Origin of the sequence: Adhaeribacter swui, from assembly GCF_014217805.1 — a bacterium.
Classification (GTDB): Bacteria; Bacteroidota; Bacteroidia; order Cytophagales; family Hymenobacteraceae; genus Adhaeribacter; species Adhaeribacter swui.
The window spans coordinates 4,857,823-4,876,656 of record NZ_CP055156.1 but is presented as its reverse complement, the minus strand read 5'-3'; the positions used below and the strand labels follow the sequence as shown (position 1 = coordinate 4,876,656).

Sequence of the window (18,834 nt, the reverse complement as noted above, 5' to 3'; positions counted from 1 at the left end):
CCCCTAATTTAAAATTTTATCTTAATTCACCGGAACAAAAATAATCAATCTGCCTTTTTTCTGCGGAGTAAGGCTTCGTTAATTTTTCGGACCAGGCCCGGGCCTTCGTAAATAAACCCGGTGTATAATTGAATTAAATCGGCACCCGCATCCAGCTTTTCTAAAGCGTCAGCGGCATTCATGATCCCTCCTACCCCAATTAAGCGAATATTTTCGGGCAAACATTGCCGCAGGTATCGGATTATTTCGGTGGACCGTTGCGTAAGCGGTTTACCACTTAAACCTCCGGCTCCCATAGCGGCCACTTGCTGGCTGGCTGTCAGTAAATTATCGCGGCTAATGGTGGTGTTGGTGGCAATCAGTCCGCTTAACTGCGTTTTGGTAGCTATTTCAACAATATCGTTTAATTGTTCCTGGTTTAAGTCCGGGGCAATTTTTAAAAGTATAGGTTTGGGCTTGCGCTGGGCCTGGTTCCGGTTTTGTAATTCCGAAAGTAAATGCTGCAAAGGTTCTTTGTCCTGCAACTCGCGCAGGTTGGGGGTATTCGGCGAACTCACGTTTACCACAAAGTAATCGACCACCTCGTATAACGCATCATAGCAATAAATATAATCTTTTAAGGCCTGGTCGTTGGGGGTAACTTTATTCTTGCCGATGTTGCCCCCAATGATGATAGAGCCTTTACGGTTTTTAAGCCGATGCGCAGCTACTTCTACTCCCCGGTTGTTAAATCCCATGCGGTTAATCAGGCCCTGGTCCTGGGGCAGCCGGAACAAGCGGGGCTTGTCGTTGCCGGGTTGGGGCATGGGCGTTAAGGTGCCGATTTCCAGAAAGCCAAAACCAAAATTTTCAAATTCATCTACCAGCCGGGCGTCTTTATCAAATCCGGCCGCTAAGCCAACCGGGTTCGGAAACTTTAACCCGAATACTTCGCGTTCTAGAGCCGGATCATCTACCCGAAACATTTTTTTACTGAGCTGACTGGCCAGCGGTAATTTAAATGCAGTTTTAATACTCGGGAACGAAAAATCGTGTATTTCTTCCGGATCAATCTGAAATAATAAAGGACGAATCAGTGGTTTATACATAATGTAAAGGTAAGACTCTGCCTTTAAAAATGTAAGAACTGGCTTTACTTATTGCGCCGGAATTCTGAATCCTGGTTTTATATGGTTCATTTATAACTTATTAGTCATTTTTTTAAAATTTTAATGTTTTTGCTGCTGGTATTTTGGTGCTTCGTTGTCTCCTCGGTTTTTCCGCAAGAATTGCCAGAGCCGGATTATTACGATTTAAGCTGGCAGGAATTTGAGCAACTTCCCGCCGCCCGGCAAGTTATACCGCTACTCCAGCCCAATTATAATTTATTGGATGCCGCCATTTACCACGTAACCAATAAAATTCGCGCCACCGAAAATAAACCGCCTTTAAAGTATTCGGGTTTACTGCACCGCACGGCTACCTACCATGCCCAAACCATGATTGAGCTGGACTTTTACAATCATTTAAACTACCAACAGCTAACTTATTTAACGCCCGACAAACGCATTGCGGCTTTTGGCGGAGTATTTAACTACACCGCTGAAAACATTGCCCAATACGATATTGTGAATACCGATTTGGAATACTGCCCTTTTCGGGAAAAGAATGGTTCTTTTATTTATTTAAACTGCGATACGAAAAAGCCTTACCGGCCCTATACGTATTTAGCTTACGCCGAAAGGGTGGTAAATGGCTGGCTGCACTCGCCGTCGCATCGTAAAAGTTTGTTAAGTTTAAATTATCAGTATATTGGTTGTTCCGCTAGAATTTCTAAAAATCCGTATCAGCAGAAAAAAGTGCCTTTTGCCCGTTTGGTGCAAAATTTTGGCGGCTATGGCTCACCTGCTGATTCTGCCTCGGCGGTGGCAAATACGGAGATTCGCTAAGCGTAATTTTTGTTTTTAATTATTGTGCTGCAATAGTTTACCTGGGGGCTTCTACAGTAAAGCTTTTGGAAGTGATAATCTCTTCGCCTTGCTCGTTCCAGGTGGTTACCTCCACTAAAAAGCGTCCTATTTGATCGTTGGTGAAAAACGACAGGTTTACGCTGCCATTTGCCTCCGGCTTTACCTGCGGGTTCCAGTATACCAATGGGTTGAAATTAGGAATGGTGGATTCGGTATTTTTTAAAAATTTAGGTTTGTAAGCAGGGGTAGTTCCGGCAAATTCCAGCATATTGTCGTGCAGCAAGGATGGGTTAAAGTTGCGGTTTTGGGTGTATAGGGCAATTACGCCCCCGGCGCCTAATACTTCAAAAGGGGCTAAAGCCGCTGATGTATTAAATACATCTATTTTGGCCAGTTGATTCGTAGGAAGATTCAAAATCGTTTCTACGTCGTAGGTAGGTATGCCATCAATCAAAAACAAAGGATAGAAGTTGTAAAACTTCTTTTGCAAACGGGCATATAAGCGGGCCCGCATACCGTCTTTTCTTTTTACTACTTCTATAGCGGGTATCAGTTCCCGGAAAATTTCGGTTACGTTGCTAAACTTTTCGTATTTACTTAAATCGTAGCTGGTAGTGGGTTTTAACCGGCTTTCCTGAAAAGCCGCGGGTTTAAAATGGTCCCTTCGATTTAAATTTTCCGGGCTATATCCAGCGTAAAATGCCTGATTAACGCGGTTCAAAATTTTAATTTTTTTAAAAAATTCCTGCTGCGTTGGCGAGAAAGTACCGGCCGTAAAAACCGGCTGCCACGAGGTTATGTATTGGTTGGAGTCCGGCACAAAAGCAATATTTTTTACTTCTTCCCCATCCTGAATGGCTCTGAAAATAATAGGCTTTGTACCGGCAAAAGGATCCAGTTCTACTTTTATGCGGCCTAGTTTATCAGAATAAAAAATTTCGGTTTGGCTGGTAGCCGGCACTACCAAATGAATTAAACTATTAACCAACGGCTTTTTATCTATTGCCGAAATAAGCTGGCCTTGTAAAACAAACGGGTAATCCGGATTATGGGAAGTGCTGGAAAAGATTTTTTTTAAATTTACCTGCGGAAATGTTTTCTCAAAACTATAATTATAACTTTGATTATTAACAAGATTAATATTATTACTTAAAGTATCGGTTAGTTCTACTACCCGAACCATAATCTGCGCATTCGCTAAATTATTGGTATTAGCGGTTAGTTGGAGTTGGGCCGGTTCGCGGGTAACAAAATTTGTTTTGTTCAGGTTAAGTTGCAACCAGGCATCCGGGCTTTGTTTTAAACGAAACGTATAGTTGCTAATGATTTCGCCGGAAGCCGTGGCCAGCATTACCTGCGCCTGGTTACCCGGAAACGCCGTTAAGGGAACGCTGATTTTATTTTGGGCAAGGGATAAATCTACTTCCGCGGAATGGTAAAGTTGGTTCGCGCCGGTAATAAAAAGCCAGCCTTTGCCATCCGCGTTGCTAGGCTTTTGGTCCCAGGTTATTTCCCAGTCGTTCACTTGTTTGGTTAAGTTAAGTTTCGGCTCCGAGACAGCATTTATCCAGTTACAAGCGTGGTACTCCGTTGTTTTTTGATCGGGATTATACACCTGAACTACTGTCGAAGCTTCCCAGCCAACCGGACTAAAAGCCCGCACAATATAATCGCCGCTGATGGCTTCTTTGGGTAATATAAGATAACTCAGCTGGTAACCGTTGGTAAGTAAAACCTGGGTGGTTTGAGAAAGCTTTGGGTCGGGGGTTATTAGCTGCACTTCCAGTAAATCATCCGCATTTTGTTGCCAGTTACTCACCCGAAAGAAAACAGTATCGCCGGCGGCATAGTAAGGTTTGTTCGTGCTTAAGGTAATTTTTCCGGCCGCCTGTTTTTGCAAAAAAGCATTTAATTTTTCTGGTAAGGATTGCCCCAGCACCGCCGGAATAAAGCCCAGCCCCGTAATTAAAATTAGCAAACTAACTCGGAAGGTATGTAACATGCCCATTTTTTAAATTTTACCAAAAATCGGGTTTGGTAGCAGTACTGTTTTTTAAAGTGCGACAATCGTCGGCGTAAATGTAGCGCGATATGGCAAACGGAAATTCTGTCCGGTTAATAAACAAGGTATTCGTAGAAACGGCCGATGCCCCAAAATAACCCATTACGGTTTCATTTTCGTCGTTGATGTTGCGGATATTACCCGGTATAGAAGCTGGCGGCGGATCTTGTACGGAACCCACCCCGGTAACCTGCGAGGTAAGAATGCGCCAGAAATTAAACGCCGACTCGGATAACGAATATTGTTTTACCTGCAAATGGTACTTAAAATTAAAATTTTCCGGCAGAACAGGTAAGTAAGCAATGGGTTGCTTAATAATTTTGTTGCCGTTCACCAAGGCATCGTTGCGCACTGAAATATTTTGATGACCTTCGGTAACCCAGCAAATGGCACAGCAAGGTAAAGGATCAGGCACGGGCGTTCCTTGTACATCTCTCGTATGATCCTGGGGTTGGGTGTGCACTTCGTAGGTACCAATCCACCGCCACATATAAAAATTCTTCTCATCGGCCGGATCGCTGGTATTCACAAAAGTCTGAAAAGCATACTCCGTTACTTCAATGCCCGCAGGGTTTATTACCTGCCGGCTGCGCAGTTCCGCCGAAAGACCATCTACCGGGCTAGTGGGTAACATTTTTTCGGGTGCCGATAGGTATTCTTTTTTGTCTTCGGTAATTATATGTAAAGTGTAAGTATTGCCTATGGTTCCAGTAAAGGATTCCGGAATGTAATTGCCGGGTTCGTTTTCGTAGTAATTGTAGCGGGTATTATTCTGGTCGGTAACGTAAACGGTAGCGTACCGGGCTTTTCGAGCCACGTTGCCAATTTCTTTGGTATAACGCTGGGTATACGATAACTTAATAGGCGCCTGCACCGCCTCGTTGGTGAGCAAGCCTTCTACCACCAACTGTTCGGGCTGCGGCTCTAAATGCATTTCAACCGGATCGATGCAGCTGGTAAAAGCTAATAAAATCCAAAAATATATCCTGGAATTTTTAATCAACATAACTAAAATTTAAAATCGTAAGTAACCGACGGCAGAATGGTACCCACTACTGCCAAACGATAAGGTTGGGCCGGCGAACCATATACTTTTTTAAAAAATACGGAGTAAGCGTTTTTTCGGCCGTACACATTATAGATGCTAAAATTCCAGGAACCTTCCCATTTCTTGTCTTTTTTATAACCCGTTTGTACCGCAATGGATAAATCTAAGCGGTGGTAATCGGGAATGCGGTATTGGTTGCGCAAAGCGTAGTTAGGCACCGAAAATACATCGTATTGAAAAAAGGATACGGGCGCCGAAATTGGCCGGCCGGTACTGTAAGTAAAGTTAGCGCCAAAGTTTACCCGTTTATTAAACTGGTAATTACTTACCACATTTACCGTATGCGGCTTTTCGTAATTTGCCGGGTAATACTGGCCTTTGTTAATGGTGGTTTCGGTGGTCTGGCCTTGCATTTTTAACTGAATGCGGCTGTAAGTATAATTAGCCCAACCGGATAAACGCCCCGATTTCTTGTTTAAAGTAAATTCGGCACCGTAAGCCCGGCCTTTGCCTTGCAGTAAATCGGCTTCCAGGTTTTGGTTCAGGTATATAGTGGCGCCGTTTTTATAATCCAGAATATTTTGAATGTCTTTGTAATAAATTTCAGCAGAAGTTTCAAAAACATTCTGAGCCAGGTTCTGGAAAAAGCCTAAACTAATCTGATCGCCAATTTGCGGCCGAATGGCGGCGCTGCTGGTAGTCCAGGTATCTACGGGCGAGGCGGCGGCCGTATTGGATACTAAGTGAATGTACTGCCGGATGCGGTTATACCCTGCTTTAAAAGAAGCATTTTCGTTAATGCGGTAACGCACCGAAAGCCGGGGTTCCAGGCCGCCGTAGGTTTTCATTACCTGGCCGGAGTTATATTGCAAAGTATCGGTAATGGTTTCTTCGGAAGGCGCTTGGTCCGGCGCGTAGTTGTAGACCTGACCCGGCCCCAGCTGCTGGTAAATAGAAAAACGCAAACCCGCCATCACAGATAAGCGCGGCGTAACATTAAATTCATCGTTTATAAAAATACCGCCTTCGCGGGCGTTTTTCTTAGCCAGGTTAATGGGAATAATCTGCGAGAAACTAGAGTTGGGTTTAATGCTGCCCGGCGAAAACAAATAATCTACCAGCGTACCGCCAAACTGCATTTCGTGTTCGCCGGTTAAGTACGTAAAATTAGCTTTTAAACTTTGGTGCCGGATGCCGTTTTTATAAACCGAAGCGTTGTTTACTTCGTCAATGTTAATCCGGAAATCATAGTTGGAATAAACGGCCGCTACATCCAGAAAAAACTTGTCAGTAAAATTATGGCCATATAATAAACTCGCCGCCTGGTTGCGCCAGTTGTAAATGGTATCGCGGGCAAAACCGAATTTATCCTGGCTGGAATAAGCGGTTAACGAAATTTTGTCTTTGCTGGAAAGTTTATGGCTGACTTTGGCCGACACATCATAGAAAGAAGCGCTGCTTTGTTTTAATTCCGGATCGCGCATACGGTGCAACAGCCAATCGGAGTAAGAACTGCGCCCGGCTATTAAAACCGAGGTTTTATTTTTTATGATTGGTCCTTGTAAAGCTAACCTACCGGTAATGGGCCCCACGCCCCCGTTGCCTTGCCATTTTTCAAAGTTTCCTTCTTTTTGCTTTACCTCCAGCACCGACGAAATGCGCCCACCGTATTGTGCCGGAATGCCGCCGCGGTATAAGGTAATATCCTGCAAGGCATCGGGGTTAAAAACCGAGAAAAAACCAAATAAATGCGACGAATTAAAAATAGGCGCTTCGTCCATTAAAATTAAATTCTGGTCTACGTTACCGCCCCGCACGTTAAAACCACTCGCGGCTTCGCCAATGGAGCTTACACCCGGCATTAATTTCAAGGTTTTTACCACGTCTATTTCGCCCATAAAAGCCGGCAGCTTTTTTATCTGGCTTAAATCCACTTTACTAACCCCGGCCTGAATAGCGGCCAGGTTATCGAGTTTGTTTTGCTGACTTTTAATTTCTACTTCAGATAACTGTACCGCCGATTTAACTAAAGTTTGGTCGTAAGTGCCATTGCTGTACAATGCAATTACCTGTTCGGCGTTGTCGTAACCAATCGAGCTAAAAGTAAGCTGGTGGTGCCCTGTGGTTAAAACCAAGGAATAAAAACCGTTTTTATCGGTGGCCGCCCCGATGCCCTGGTTTTTCTCTACTACGTTGGCCCCGATTACCGGCTCGCCGGTAGCCTTATCTTTTACGTAGCCTTTTAAGGTTAATTTTTTATTTGCCCGCGCCAACCGCCTATCGCCAATTACTACTTTATCGCTTTGCACTAAACTTTCGTCTTCCTGTATGTCCGTTGAAGAGTTAGCCAGATTTGACTCGTTTGGTATAATAACTACAGCCTTCGGATGGTAAATAATAAAATCCAGGGCTTGCCCTTCCAGTATGCGCGGCAGGGCCTGGCGCAGTGGTACCTGATTTAAAGTAATGGTTACTTGTTTATTTTCTAACCACTCCGGGCGGTAGAAAAAGTTTATTTTATATTGATTTTGTAACGACACCAATACCTGAGCTAAAGGCTGCTGGCTGGCTTGTAGGGAGATGAAGGTGGTAGTATCGGCTACCTGATTCCGGGGGTTAGTGGACTGGCCTTGGGTAAGAGCAGGTACTAAAAATAAAAAATTTAAAATAAGTAGAAGTCGGGCCAATTTCATTAACGAAAATTTACTTTTCCTGACTTGGAATAGAGCCAGTTATATGGTACGGCATAATAGCAAAATTTTATAAATTATTAAACAATACCCGAAAATATAAGCTTCTTATTCAAGGATTTTAGCTGCGCGGATGAAATTCCTGAATAACCTGCTTTAAATAATCACGGTCCAGGTGGGTGTAAATTTCGGTGGTGGTAATGGATTCGTGCCCCAGCATTTCCTGCACCGCCCGCAAGTCGGCGCCGCCTTCAATTAAATGCGTAGCAAAAGAATGCCGGAAAGTGTGCGGACTAATGGTTTTATTCAGGCCAACTTTTTGGGCCAGCAGTTTTATAATAGTAAACACCATTACCCGGGTTAATGCCGCTCCCCGCCGGTTTAGAAATACAAAGTCCTCCTGCCCTTTTTTTATGGGAATATGGCACCGGATTTCTTCGAGGTAAATTTTTAAATATTTTAAAGCATCGCGGCCAATAGGTACTAAGCGTTCTTTGTTGCCTTTGCCGGTTACCCGTAAAAAGCCCATATCGGCGTATACATTACTAAGGCGCAGCTCTACCAACTCCGATACCCGCAACCCGGAACTATACAGGGTTTCGAGCATGGCCTTGTTGCGGGCTCCTTCGGGCGTAGACACGTCAATGGCTTCAAGTAACTGGGCTATTTCTTCGTAGTTTAAAGTATCGGGTAATTTGCGGTTCAGCTTGGGCGCTTCAATATTTTCCGTTGGGTCGGCGCCCAGCAAATCTTCCATAATCAGGAACTTATAAAATGCCCGGATGCCCGAGAGCGTACGGGCCTGCGAATGCGGGGTCATGCCCAATTCATTTACCCAACCCAACAAACCTTGCAAGTGCGTAGAGCTAACTTCCAGGGGGTTAACTTTTAAATTATTGGCCTCCAGGTATTGCCGGAGTTTGCTCACATCGCGTAAATAAGCTTCTACGGAATTACCCGATAACGACTTTTCGAGTTGCAGGTACGCTTTAAATTGTTGCAAGGCCGAGTTCCAGTTCATACTACTTTACATAAAAAATCAAATTAGCACCAGATACTTTTAAGAAACAAATTTAGCCCAATACATAATTTTTTAAAAATCCGGAAAATCTAAGCGTGGTGCTGGCATCTTTAGGGTTAATATTTTCAATACCTTTGCGGCAAAACCTTTAGAAAAGATCATGAAAATTTTAATTATAAATGGCCCTAATTTAAACCTGCTGGGAGTCCGGGAAAAATCGGTGTACGGCAGCCGTTCGTTCGAGCATTATTTCGAAGAACTAAAAACCAGCTTTCCGGATTTAGAACTGGAATACTACCAAAGTAACATCGAAGGCGAGTTAATTAACAAAATCCACGAAGTAGGTTTTACTTACAAAGGTATTTTATTGAACGCGGGCGCCTACACGCATACTTCCATTGCCTTGGCCGATGCGATTGCGGCCATAGAAACCCCGGTAATTGAAGTGCATATTTCTAATGTGTACGCGCGCGAAGAGTTCCGGCACCACAGCTATATCAGTAAAAACTGCAAAGGCTGCATTGTTGGCTTTGGCCTGGATGGTTACCGGTTAGGGTTAATGTACTTAAATAATTTAAAACCTAAAAAACTAGGTTTTGAGTTTAAAAACGCCTGATAAATAAGGGATTTTATCAGCAACCATCATTTATTACTTTAACTACAAAATAGCAGTTTTATGCCTGATACCGCACTAAACTTTTATCCTGGCCCGTCGCGCGTGTACGACCAGGTAAAAGATTATTTAAATATGGCTTTCGACGAAGGCATTCTGGGGATTCAGCACCGCAGCGAAAAGTTTGTCGAAATTTCTAAAAACACGGTAGCCCTTTTAAAAAAGAAGCTTAACATTCCGCAGGATTATTATGTGTTTTTTACCTCGTCGGCTACCGAGTGCTGGGAAATTTTAACCCAGAGCTTAGTTAAGCAAAAAAGCTTTCACCTTTATAACGGCGCCTTCGGGCAGAAATGGCTGGAGTACGCCCGTAAGATACGGCCGGAATCTACGGGCGTAGCCTTTGATGTGAACGCGGAGATAAACGTGGCTGATTTGCAAGTGCCTACGGATGTTGATTTGCTTTGCATAACGCAAAACGAAACTTCTAACGGAACGCAAGTAAAAGAACCTACCATCTTAAATTTATTTAACCGCTTCCCCGATCCGTTGATTGCCGTTGATGCCACCTCTTCTATGGCGGGCATTAATTTAAAATATATTAAAGCCGATATCTGGTACGCTTCGGTGCAAAAATGTTTTGGCTTACCCGCCGGTTTGGCGGTGTTGGTATGCTCGCCCCGCACCATTTTCCGGGCTAAACAAATAAATGAAAGAAGGTACTATAACAGCCTGGTAATGATGTATGAAAAAATGCTGAACTACCAAACCACGCACACCCCCAACGTTCTTAATATATACCTGCTGAACAAAGTACTGGAACAACGGCCTTTAATTAAACTAACCGATAAAGACATCACCCAGCGGGCGCACCAGCTGTACGATTTTTTTCAGGAGCAGATTACGGGTAACTTGTCTTTGTTAATCGAAAATCCGGAAGTTCGGTCTTACACGGTGCTGGCCGTAAAAGGCGAACCTAAACTGGTAGAAGAAGTAAAGAAAAAAGCCGCTTTACAAGGCATTACATTAGGTAATGGCTACGGCGCCTGGGCCAAAAACACTTTCCGGATTGCCAACTTCCCGGCTATTCCGGATGCAGAATACGAGGTGCTGAAAAACTTTTTTTTAAAAAATTACGCTTAAATTTGCCGCCTTCCCGTTTAAACCCGCTTTTGGTGCTATATGCTTAACTTTAAAGAAATACTATCCGTCACGTTAATTTTATTCGCCATCATCGACATTATTGGGTCTATCCCGATTATTATTGAGTTACGCAAGCGGGAAGGCGTTATTCAATCCGAAAAAGCCACGTTGGTAGCCGGCGTGCTCATGATCTTGTTTTTGTTTTTGGGCCAGGAAATTTTAAAATTATTTGGTTTAGACTTTGAATCTTTTGCTCTGGCCGGTGCTATTATTTTGTTCTTAATCGGGATGGAAATGGTGCTGGGCATTCACTTGTTCCAATCTAACCCAAATTCGAAAAGTGGCTCCATCGTGCCTTTGGCTTTTCCTTTAATTGTAGGGGCCGGTACATTAACTACCCTCCTGTCTTTAAGGGCAGCTTATGCTTTGGTCAATATCTTAGTTGGTATTATATTAAATTTAATTTTTGTGTACACCGTTCTAAAATCGTCCAGCTGGATTGAACAAAAACTCGGCGACACCGGCTCCGATATTCTGCGGAAAGTATTCGGGGTAATTTTACTGGCCATTGCCATCAAACTATTCAAAAGCAACATTCACTTGTCTTGAAATTTGGTTGAAAGGTTGGGAAGTTGAAAGGTTGGAAAGTTGAAAAATTTAAAAATTTTACATTCTTAAGTTTTAAGCCTAACTAAAGTTAGTATAAAAATTAACTTTAAAAATTTCACTCATTATCAATTCAATCTACAAACCAACACAACCTTCAAACTTTCCAACCTTTCAACTTTTTAACTAAAAACAACCTTCCAACCTTCTAACTAAATATAATTTCTCTTGATTCAGATATTCACCGACGGTTCTTCGCGGGGTAATCCGGGACCTGGCGGGTACGGTACCATTTTACGATTTAAACAGTTCGAGAAAGAACTAACGGCAGGTTACCGCCGAACCACCAATAACCGCATGGAGTTACTTGCCGTTATTGTGGGCCTCGAAGCCCTGAAAACCCCGGATATTCCGGTAACCATTTACTCCGACTCTAAATACGTGGTAGATGCCGTGGAGAAAAAGTGGGTATTTGGCTGGCAGAAAAAAGGCTTTGCCGGTAAAGCAAATGCCGATTTATGGGCCCGCTTTCTGGCAGTTTATCGTAAATTTAAAGTTAGCTTCGTGTGGCTCAAAGGGCACGCCGGACACCCGGAAAATGAACGCTGCGACCAATTAGCAGTTGCCAGCGCCTTAAGCCCGAATCTGCTCATCGATCACGGGTACGAAGCGGCCGAAAAGTCTTTGAAGTAAGGAATTCAAGTGGCTAACTCTTATTTTCAGTTTAAGCGGTTCCGGATAGAACAAGACCAATGTGCCATGAAAGTTTGCACCGATTCTTGTTTATTCGGGGCCTGGGTACCCGTGGAAAATGCCGCTTCTATTCTGGATATTGGCACCGGTACGGGTTTGCTGGCCCTTATGGCGGCTCAACGGTCCGCCGCTACCATACAAGCTGTAGAAATTGACGAACCGGCCGCAGAGCAAGCCCGGGGAAATTTTAAAAATAGTTCCTGGTCAGATCGGTTGCAGTTATTTAAAGGTTCGTTGCAGGAGTATGAGCAGGTAAATACTACTACTTATGATGTAATCATTAGTAATCCGCCGTTTTACCAAAGTTCGCTTAAATCCGGGAACAAGGCCCGCAACCAGGCCATGCACACCATAGACTTGCCTTTTTTGGATCTGCTTCGGTTTTGTAAAAAAAATTTGAATGCCCAAGGAGCGGTTTATTTGTTGTTACCGCCGTACGAAGCCGGACTGGTGATTGATTTGGCAAATACCTTTGGCTTGTTTCTGCAGCAGGAAGTTAAAATGTATACCAAAATAAACGGCAAACATATCCGGAGCATTTTACAATTTCGCTTTCAGACGCCGCCCGAGGTAAAAACAACGGCGCTCTTTATCCGCACCGAAACAGAAGCATATACCCCGGAATTTAAAAATTTACTTCAACTTTACTACCTGATTTTTTAAAAAATTTCTTCCTGCTCTGTAAAGCCAATGCCGATTGATTTTAAACGGGCCAGTATGGGCTGGTACAGTTCCGGGTAAATGGGCAGGTGCACGCCTGTAAGGGTTATTTTTTCTTGCAAAATTAATTCGGCAGCAAAAGCCAGCGGCATACCTACCGTTTTTGCCATGGCGGTGTAAGTGGCATCTTTACCTTCCAGCACCAAAGACGATTTCAGGCGTTTTTTTATTCCCGCCAACCTATACTGGAACTCGTGCTGCATTACAACTAAGTCCCGGTCGGTGGGTTGTAGTTTTAGTTTCTGCACCAAACATTGTTCTAAAATCTGGGCCGGGCTTGCTTCCTTCAGCCCTATTATTCGGTCGCCCAGTAAACCTAAATACCGGATGGCTTCCAACTCCGGGCTATCTTCCTGAATTTTTAAAAAATCGGCCAGGCGTTTAGCTAAGATGGAGTCTGCTCCTGCTGTTTCGGGTAAATAATACTCCAGCCACTGGGCGTAAGTGATGTTGTCGGAATTTGGTACAGTATAATGATCATCTGTTAAACCCAATGTAACTAACTGGTGCCAGGCGCTGCAGAAACCCGGCCAGCGCAAGGTGCCCCGCAGCAAAGTTGGTATGGTATCTAAGTTATAGGCTTTCCGATAGAGCAGCGAATCGCGGTTGGCGTACCCTTCTAATGGCCCCAAACCCGGAACAGTTATTATTTCGGTGCGGCGGAATAATTGCGGGTACGGGATGTACTTGGGTTTATTATTTTGCAGGAACGTGGCAGTGCCCTTACCGGCCAGCACTACATTGCGCGGGTTCCAGGATATTTTGTAATGCCAGGGATTATTATCTGACTCAGGTGCCACCAAACCACCCGTGTATGATTTAAAAGCCAATAATTCCCCTCCCGGCGCCTGAATCCGGGAGATTGTTTCCATGGCCGAAAGATGGTCGATGCCCGGATCTAAACCGGTTTCCATCAAAAACAACAATTTATTTTGTTGCGCTTCTCCGTGTAAGTTCTGGATTTCGGGCGTAATGTACGAGGCCGTAAGAAAATGTTTTTTAAATTCTAGACATGCTTTTGCCACCGCCAAATGAAAAGCAGCGGGCAACATGGAAATTACTAAATCAGCGGCGGGTACCCAATTTTTTAAATTTTCCGGATTGTGAATATTAAAATTTACTAAAGTAAGTTGGGGAGAACCAGCGAAGCGGCTTTGTAAAGGTTGGGTATCTAAATCAGCAATGGTTAGGTGCCAATCTTGAAGAGGAGCCTGACTAATTAAATAATCAATTAGGTAAACCGAGGAGCGGCCCGCACCCAGCAGTAAAATATGCTTCATAATTACCTAAATCTAAACACCAAGCGCTAATTATCTAAAACTATGTAAGATTTGCTAGTAAAAGGCAGATTTTTAAAATTTGATCATTTTGAATAAGTGCTTGGCCAAGCTATTTTTCTCCAATCTCCTCATTCATCAATATCGAACATCTAGCGTTTAATATCTATTGTCTAGCATCTAACCAGCTTGCTTCTCTCCCACATACCCGTCATGACGATTTCGAGGCAATGCTGGTCCGGATCGCGAAAGTACAAAGAGTAAAAACCGTTGCCCCAGTGGTGTTCCTATTCTATCGGGATTTGCATTGCTTGTAGTTTAGCTTTCCAAAGCGGGTATTCTGCCGGTGATGTTTCAAAAGCCAGATGCAGGTGTCCGGAACCAAAATGCGGCGGTACTTCCGTGGATTGTTTGGCGGCATCGGCGATAAAGCAAAGCAACACCGAACTACCCGCCCGCAAAAACAAATGCCGACCGGGTACTTCACTTATCAAGGGTAAGCCTAATTGTTGGTGGTATAAATATTTGCTCTTCGCTAAATCCGACACATAGAGGCAGGTTTCTTTGATTTTTGCAAACTCCATGCGGCCGTTTTTTAAAATGAGCCCTACAATAAATTATATTAAAATTTAAGCTTTTTTAACGAGCGTGGCGCTGGCCTGAGCCGTTGGTAAAATAAGAATTTCAGCCAGGTTTACGTGCGGGGGCCGGGTAACCATAAATACAATTAAATCGGCAATATCCTGTGCTACCAATGGTTGAAACCCTTTGTACACGTTTTCGGCCCGTTCGGTATCGCCTTTAAACCGTACTTCCGAAAACTCGGTTTGTACTAAGCCCGGGTTTACTTCCGAAACTTTTATGCCTTCTTTGTTTAAATCCAGGCGCATGCCTTGGCTAAGCGCATCTACGGCAAATTTAGAAGCGCAGTATACGTTGCCATTCAGGTAAACTTCTTTGCCGGCCACGGAGCCAATGTTAATAATGTGCCCGGCTTGTTGTTTAATCATGAAAGGAATGATTTCTTTGGAAACGTACAACAAACCTTTTACATTAATATCGATCATCATTTCCCAGTCTAATTCATCACCGTCCTGAATGGGCGACAAACCGTGGGCGTTACCGGCATTATTCACTAAAACCGCAATTTGTTGCCATTCTGCTGGTATACTGGCAATAGCCTTTTTTACTGCCTGCTTATCTCGAACATCAAATTGTAAAGGCAATATAGGCTGGTCAATTTCTTGTTGCAAAGCCGTTAAACGCTCGGCCCGGCGGCCTGTAGCAATAATCCGGTAACCTGCTTTGGCTAAAGAAACGGCCGTAGCCCAACCAATTCCGGAAGTAGCGCCGGTAACTAAGGCAATTTTATTCATAGTTTAGTTTTCGAAAAATAAGTACAAGGTAACGGTATTGGTAGTAACCCGGTCCAGGCTGCGAGCCCCCAAACTATTTCCGGGCGACCGTAAATTAGTTAAGCCATTAGAAAACCGGATTTCGGGAGCAAACTTAAAAAATGGATAAAATAAATCAACTCCTACACCGTACTCAATGGCAAAATCGTTGGCGTTTATTTCCAGGGAAGTTACGGCATCGCCTTTTTTCTTGTTGCCCACGTTTACGGATGCTTTGGCTCCGCCCACTACGTACATGCGCACATTTTTACGCCGTTCCGATTTTAATTTAAACAATAACGGAAATTCGGCGGCCGTAATGCCAAACTCCTGGGTACTTTCTACGCCTTCAAAATCTTTGTAAGTGAGCGTGCGGGAATAAAACCCTACGCCCGGCAAAAAGCGCAAATCTACGTAGTCGGTAATTTTTTTATTTAAAACAAAGCCAATGTTAAAGCCCGGCGTGCCTTTCGAGAAAATGGTGCTGCCATCGGGCCGGTAAACGCTATCCCGGTAATACTGCGAATGTTCCAGTCTGAATTTGGCCATGTTCAGGCTTAAATGAAAGCCGTAGTGCATGGATTTGTCATCGTGGTTAGAAAGGTTTATTTTTTTAATTTTTTGCTGCGCCTGCGCGTTTGGTAAACCCGTTACCAACACAAAAAATAAAATACCCCAAATTACTTGGTGCCCACGTAAATAGAACTGATGCCAAAGGTAAGAGGATGCCATGCTGTAGATTTAAATCCGACTTGCGATAATATGGTAGTAAAATCCGGGCCGTCCGGAAATGCCTGCACTGATTCGGGCAAATACGTATAAGCCGCCCGGTCTTTCGAGATTAGCTTACCAAAAACCGGTAAAATATGTTTAAAATAAAAATTATAACCTTGCTTAAACGGGAAAGCCTTGGGTTTCGAAAACTCCAGAATAACCACCTGGCCACCGGGTTTTAAAACGCGGTACATTTCTGATAATCCTTTTTCCAGATTTTCAAAATTGCGCACGCCAAAAGCGGCCATCACGGCGTCAAACTCGTTGGCGTTAAATTCCAGATTTTCCGAATCGCCGGATTTTAACTCGATTAAATGGCTGAGTTGCTTTTTCTGGATTTTTTCGCGGCCCACGGCCAACATGCCTTCCGAAATATCTACCCCAATAATTTTTTTAGGTTTAAGCCGTTGGGCTTCGATAGCAAAATCGCCGGTGCCGGTGGCAATATCTAAAATGTACTGGGGTTTATTTCGGGCTACTAAATCAATGGCTTTTTTTCGCCAGATAATATCAATACCGGCACTTAAAAAATGATTTAGAAAATCGTATTTACCCGCAATGCTGTTAAACATGTGCGCCACTTGCGATTTTTTGTTGTCGGCGGTATCTTTATAGGGAACTACGCTCATAACTTGTATTTACATCCGGGGTCAAAAGTACAATGGAATACCTGTAATACGTAGCTTTTTAAAAAAAATAGGCTAAACCGGAGTTTAGCCTATTAAACGAGCAATGTTGTATTAAATTACAAAACCCTCTGCAGTATTTTGTTTATTGAATTCGGAATGCTAAAAATGGCGCTTATTGGCCGAACAAAATTTTAAAAATTTAAAAATTAGCTTTACTTCTTACTTTTTACCGGAGCGGCCTGCGAGAGTTTATCTTCCAAAATCCGGAAAGCGGCGGTTTTTACAACCTCGGGGGCAGCGGTAGCGGGCACTTCGTACTCCTGGGTGCTAATTACCTGGCCATTTTGCTTAAACGTAACCTGGTACGTGCGTCCCGACTGCAATTGAATTTCAAAATCGCCGGTGCTCAATACCGGCGCGTAATATTGTAAAGCCCGGTTGTTTTTAGGCCGGCTGGTAAAGTTTATTTCTAAAGTGGTAGCATCCACTTTTTCTGCATTGGCTACCTGCCCTTTTATCTTTACTTCTTTACTTAAATCAATCGACCAGATATCCTTTTCGCCGTAGCCGCCCATCCGGTACGACGATAAATAAGCCATAGTTCCATCGGCATTCAGCCGGAAGTAAGTGTCATCATCAGGCGAGTTAATAGGATAACCCATATTTTCGGGTGCCGACCAGGTTTGGGTTACGGAATCGAGGTGCGAAACAAATACGTCGTAGCCGCCCATGGTATTGTGCCCCCGCGAAGTAAAGTACAGTGTTTTGCCATCCGGGGTTAAAAACGGACTATCTTCATCGAAAGCAGTATTTATAGTGTTACCTAAACTTACCGGCTTGCCCCAAACGCCGTTGGCATCTTTCCGGCTCATAAATAAATCTTTATCGCCTTTTTTAGAAAAATGCGTAGTTGCAAAATACAACGTGTTATTATCGTGGGTTATAAAAGCATCACTTTCGTAGTTGGGGGTGTTAATGTGGCCGTTCAGTTTTTCGGGTAAGCTCCAGTTCGATTCTTTTCTACGCGCCACATAAAAGTCGCCGTTTTGCGATTGGCGGTACATCAGCAACCTGGTATCGTTATCGAATAATTGAATAGACGCATCGTGGCCTTTGCTGTTCAGGTGTAAATTTAAAGAACGCGGTTCGGACCAGGTATCCGCATCTAAACGCACTGCTTCCACTATTTCTTCGGTATATTCGCCATCGGTGTTTACTTTTTCGTGCACGGCAGTCCGGTTGCGGGTAGTGTAAATTAAGGTTTTGTTATCGCGGGAAATAACCGGGCTATGGTCCGAAAAAGGCGAGTTAATGGTTGGGCCCAGGTTCCGGACAAACAAATCTTTGGGTTTTTGCACAAATTTTTGCGCAGTGCGGCTTTGCTGAATAAGTAAATCTACTTCTTTCCGGGCTTGCGCGTTTTTAGGTAAAGTATTGGCGTACAACTTATAGTGCTCCACGGCGTCGTCGAAGCGGTAATTTACGTGATCGGCCCGCCCTAGCCAGTACTCAATATCCGGCGCCACATTGGGATTTAGCCGTTGCGCTTTATATAAATAATCACTGGCCCGGTCTTTATCGTAAGCTAAATAACTTACGCCGGCCCGGTATAAAGCAAGCGGTTGCGCTTTATCGCTGTTTAAAACCTGCTCATAATACGGAATAGCGGCGCGGTAATTACCTACCATAAAATAAGAATCGGCAGTTTTTAAAAAAGAACGCTCTTTTTGCGCGTGCACCGGCGCACTACAAAAACAAACTAATCCTAAAAATAAGAGGCGAATGTGTCTGCCAGGGTAAAAAATCATGAGTAGAAATTAAGATGATAGGCAAAAATTTTAAAAAAGTTTGTTGCTGTTAGTTTTAATTATGGCGCCAATATAATTTATGTATTTTCCTGGAACTAACTTTAAGCAGTTTTAATGATTTTAATAAATTAAATAAAAAGGTTTTATAAAGATATTAATATTTAACAAATCATAAACCTAATTTTTGCATTAAAGGGCACTGAGTAAAATAAAACAGCTATATAAGCTTAAAAGCTTTAAACACAAGTTTTGTGCCTATATAAAAGTTTAGCACTAAAAATAATTTTACAGGCAACAATCCAATTCGTGTGCTGCGTTCCTGAATACATTTAAAATTGTGAAAAATT

General features: G+C 43.4%; 17 protein-coding genes. 6 read left to right on the top strand and 11 right to left on the bottom strand.

From position 1 onward, the window contains the following. Positions 1–44: 44 nt before the first annotated feature. Positions 45–1,088 carry a quinone-dependent dihydroorotate dehydrogenase gene (locus HUW51_RS20190; protein WP_185271422.1) on the bottom strand — a complete coding sequence of 348 codons (1,044 nt, stop codon included), beginning with the start codon at positions 1,086–1,088 and terminating at the stop codon, positions 45–47. Positions 1,089–1,211: 123 nt separating this feature from the next. Between HUW51_RS20190 and HUW51_RS20185 the strand changes: the two genes are divergently transcribed. Further along, entirely contained in the window at positions 1,212–1,928 is a 717-nt protein-coding gene (locus HUW51_RS20185; RefSeq protein ID WP_185271421.1) for a CAP domain-containing protein, read from the top strand. 37 nt (positions 1,929–1,965) lie between these two features. Here the strand turns inward: HUW51_RS20185 and HUW51_RS20180 are convergent, their stop codons facing one another. The 4 genes from HUW51_RS20180 to xerD all read right to left on the bottom strand — a co-directional run bounded on the left by HUW51_RS20180 (position 1,966) and on the right by xerD (position 8,770). Continuing rightward, positions 1,966–3,951, bottom strand: a complete 1,986-nt coding sequence (locus HUW51_RS20180; RefSeq protein WP_185271420.1) for a hypothetical protein — start codon at positions 3,949–3,951, stop codon at positions 1,966–1,968. Between the two features lie 16 nt (positions 3,952–3,967). Next, on the bottom strand, positions 3,968–5,017 hold the full coding sequence (locus HUW51_RS20175; protein ID WP_185271419.1) for a DUF4249 domain-containing protein: 1,050 nt from the start codon (positions 5,015–5,017) through the stop codon (positions 3,968–3,970). Positions 5,018–5,019: 2 nt separating this feature from the next. Continuing rightward, positions 5,020–7,752, bottom strand: a complete 2,733-nt coding sequence (locus HUW51_RS20170) for a TonB-dependent receptor (protein WP_185271418.1) — start codon at positions 7,750–7,752, stop codon at positions 5,020–5,022. Between the two features lie 118 nt (positions 7,753–7,870). Then, positions 7,871–8,770, bottom strand: coding sequence for a site-specific tyrosine recombinase XerD (gene xerD, locus HUW51_RS20165; protein WP_185271417.1), 900 nt, complete (start codon positions 8,768–8,770; stop codon positions 7,871–7,873). 160 nt (positions 8,771–8,930) lie between these two features. On the opposite strand from xerD, the gene aroQ reads away from it, so the two are divergent. The 5 genes from aroQ to HUW51_RS20140 all read left to right on the top strand — a co-directional run bounded on the left by aroQ (position 8,931) and on the right by HUW51_RS20140 (position 12,548). Next, a complete protein-coding gene (aroQ, locus tag HUW51_RS20160) occupies positions 8,931–9,386 on the top strand; it encodes a type II 3-dehydroquinate dehydratase (RefSeq protein ID WP_185271416.1) in 456 nt (151 codons plus the stop codon). Between the two features lie 60 nt (positions 9,387–9,446). Then, a complete protein-coding gene (locus HUW51_RS20155; RefSeq protein WP_185271415.1) occupies positions 9,447–10,526 on the top strand; it encodes an aminotransferase class V-fold PLP-dependent enzyme in 1,080 nt (359 codons plus the stop codon). A 39-nt stretch (positions 10,527–10,565) separates the two neighbouring features. Continuing rightward, positions 10,566–11,135: a MarC family protein gene (locus HUW51_RS20150; RefSeq protein ID WP_185271414.1), complete on the top strand. Its 570-nt coding sequence runs from the start codon at positions 10,566–10,568 to the stop codon at positions 11,133–11,135. A gap of 225 nt (positions 11,136–11,360) precedes the next feature. Beyond that, a complete protein-coding gene (gene rnhA, locus HUW51_RS20145; protein ID WP_185271413.1) occupies positions 11,361–11,825 on the top strand; it encodes a ribonuclease HI in 465 nt (154 codons plus the stop codon). Between the two features lie 9 nt (positions 11,826–11,834). After that, the gene (locus tag HUW51_RS20140; protein WP_185271412.1) at positions 11,835–12,548 is read left to right on the top strand and encodes a tRNA1(Val) (adenine(37)-N6)-methyltransferase; all 714 of its coding nucleotides are present in this window, start codon (positions 11,835–11,837) and stop codon (positions 12,546–12,548) included. Here the strand turns inward: HUW51_RS20140 and HUW51_RS20135 are convergent. The 6 genes from HUW51_RS20135 to HUW51_RS20110 all read right to left on the bottom strand — a co-directional run bounded on the left by HUW51_RS20135 (position 12,545) and on the right by HUW51_RS20110 (position 18,487). Beyond that, a complete protein-coding gene (locus HUW51_RS20135) occupies positions 12,545–13,885 on the bottom strand; it encodes a saccharopine dehydrogenase family protein (protein WP_185271411.1) in 1,341 nt (446 codons plus the stop codon). The genes HUW51_RS20140 and HUW51_RS20135 overlap by 4 nt on opposite strands. Before the next feature lie 284 nt (positions 13,886–14,169). Next, entirely contained in the window at positions 14,170–14,466 is a 297-nt protein-coding gene (locus tag HUW51_RS20130) for a VOC family protein (protein ID WP_228466779.1), read from the bottom strand. Positions 14,467–14,511: 45 nt separating this feature from the next. After that, positions 14,512–15,258: an SDR family NAD(P)-dependent oxidoreductase gene (locus HUW51_RS20125; RefSeq protein ID WP_185271410.1), complete on the bottom strand. Its 747-nt coding sequence runs from the start codon at positions 15,256–15,258 to the stop codon at positions 14,512–14,514. A 3-nt stretch (positions 15,259–15,261) separates the two neighbouring features. Next, complete coding sequence (gene porT, locus HUW51_RS20120) at positions 15,262–16,008, bottom strand: type IX secretion/gliding motility protein PorT/SprT (protein ID WP_185271409.1); 747 nt, start codon at positions 16,006–16,008, stop codon at positions 15,262–15,264. After that, positions 15,957–16,679, bottom strand: coding sequence for a bifunctional demethylmenaquinone methyltransferase/2-methoxy-6-polyprenyl-1,4-benzoquinol methylase UbiE (ubiE, locus tag HUW51_RS20115; protein ID WP_185271408.1), 723 nt, complete (start codon positions 16,677–16,679; stop codon positions 15,957–15,959). Before ubiE ends, porT begins: the two co-directional genes overlap by 52 nt. Before the next feature lie 212 nt (positions 16,680–16,891). After that, the gene (locus HUW51_RS20110; protein ID WP_185271407.1) at positions 16,892–18,487 is read right to left on the bottom strand and encodes a PD40 domain-containing protein; all 1,596 of its coding nucleotides are present in this window, start codon (positions 18,485–18,487) and stop codon (positions 16,892–16,894) included. Positions 18,488–18,834: the final 347 nt, after the last annotated feature.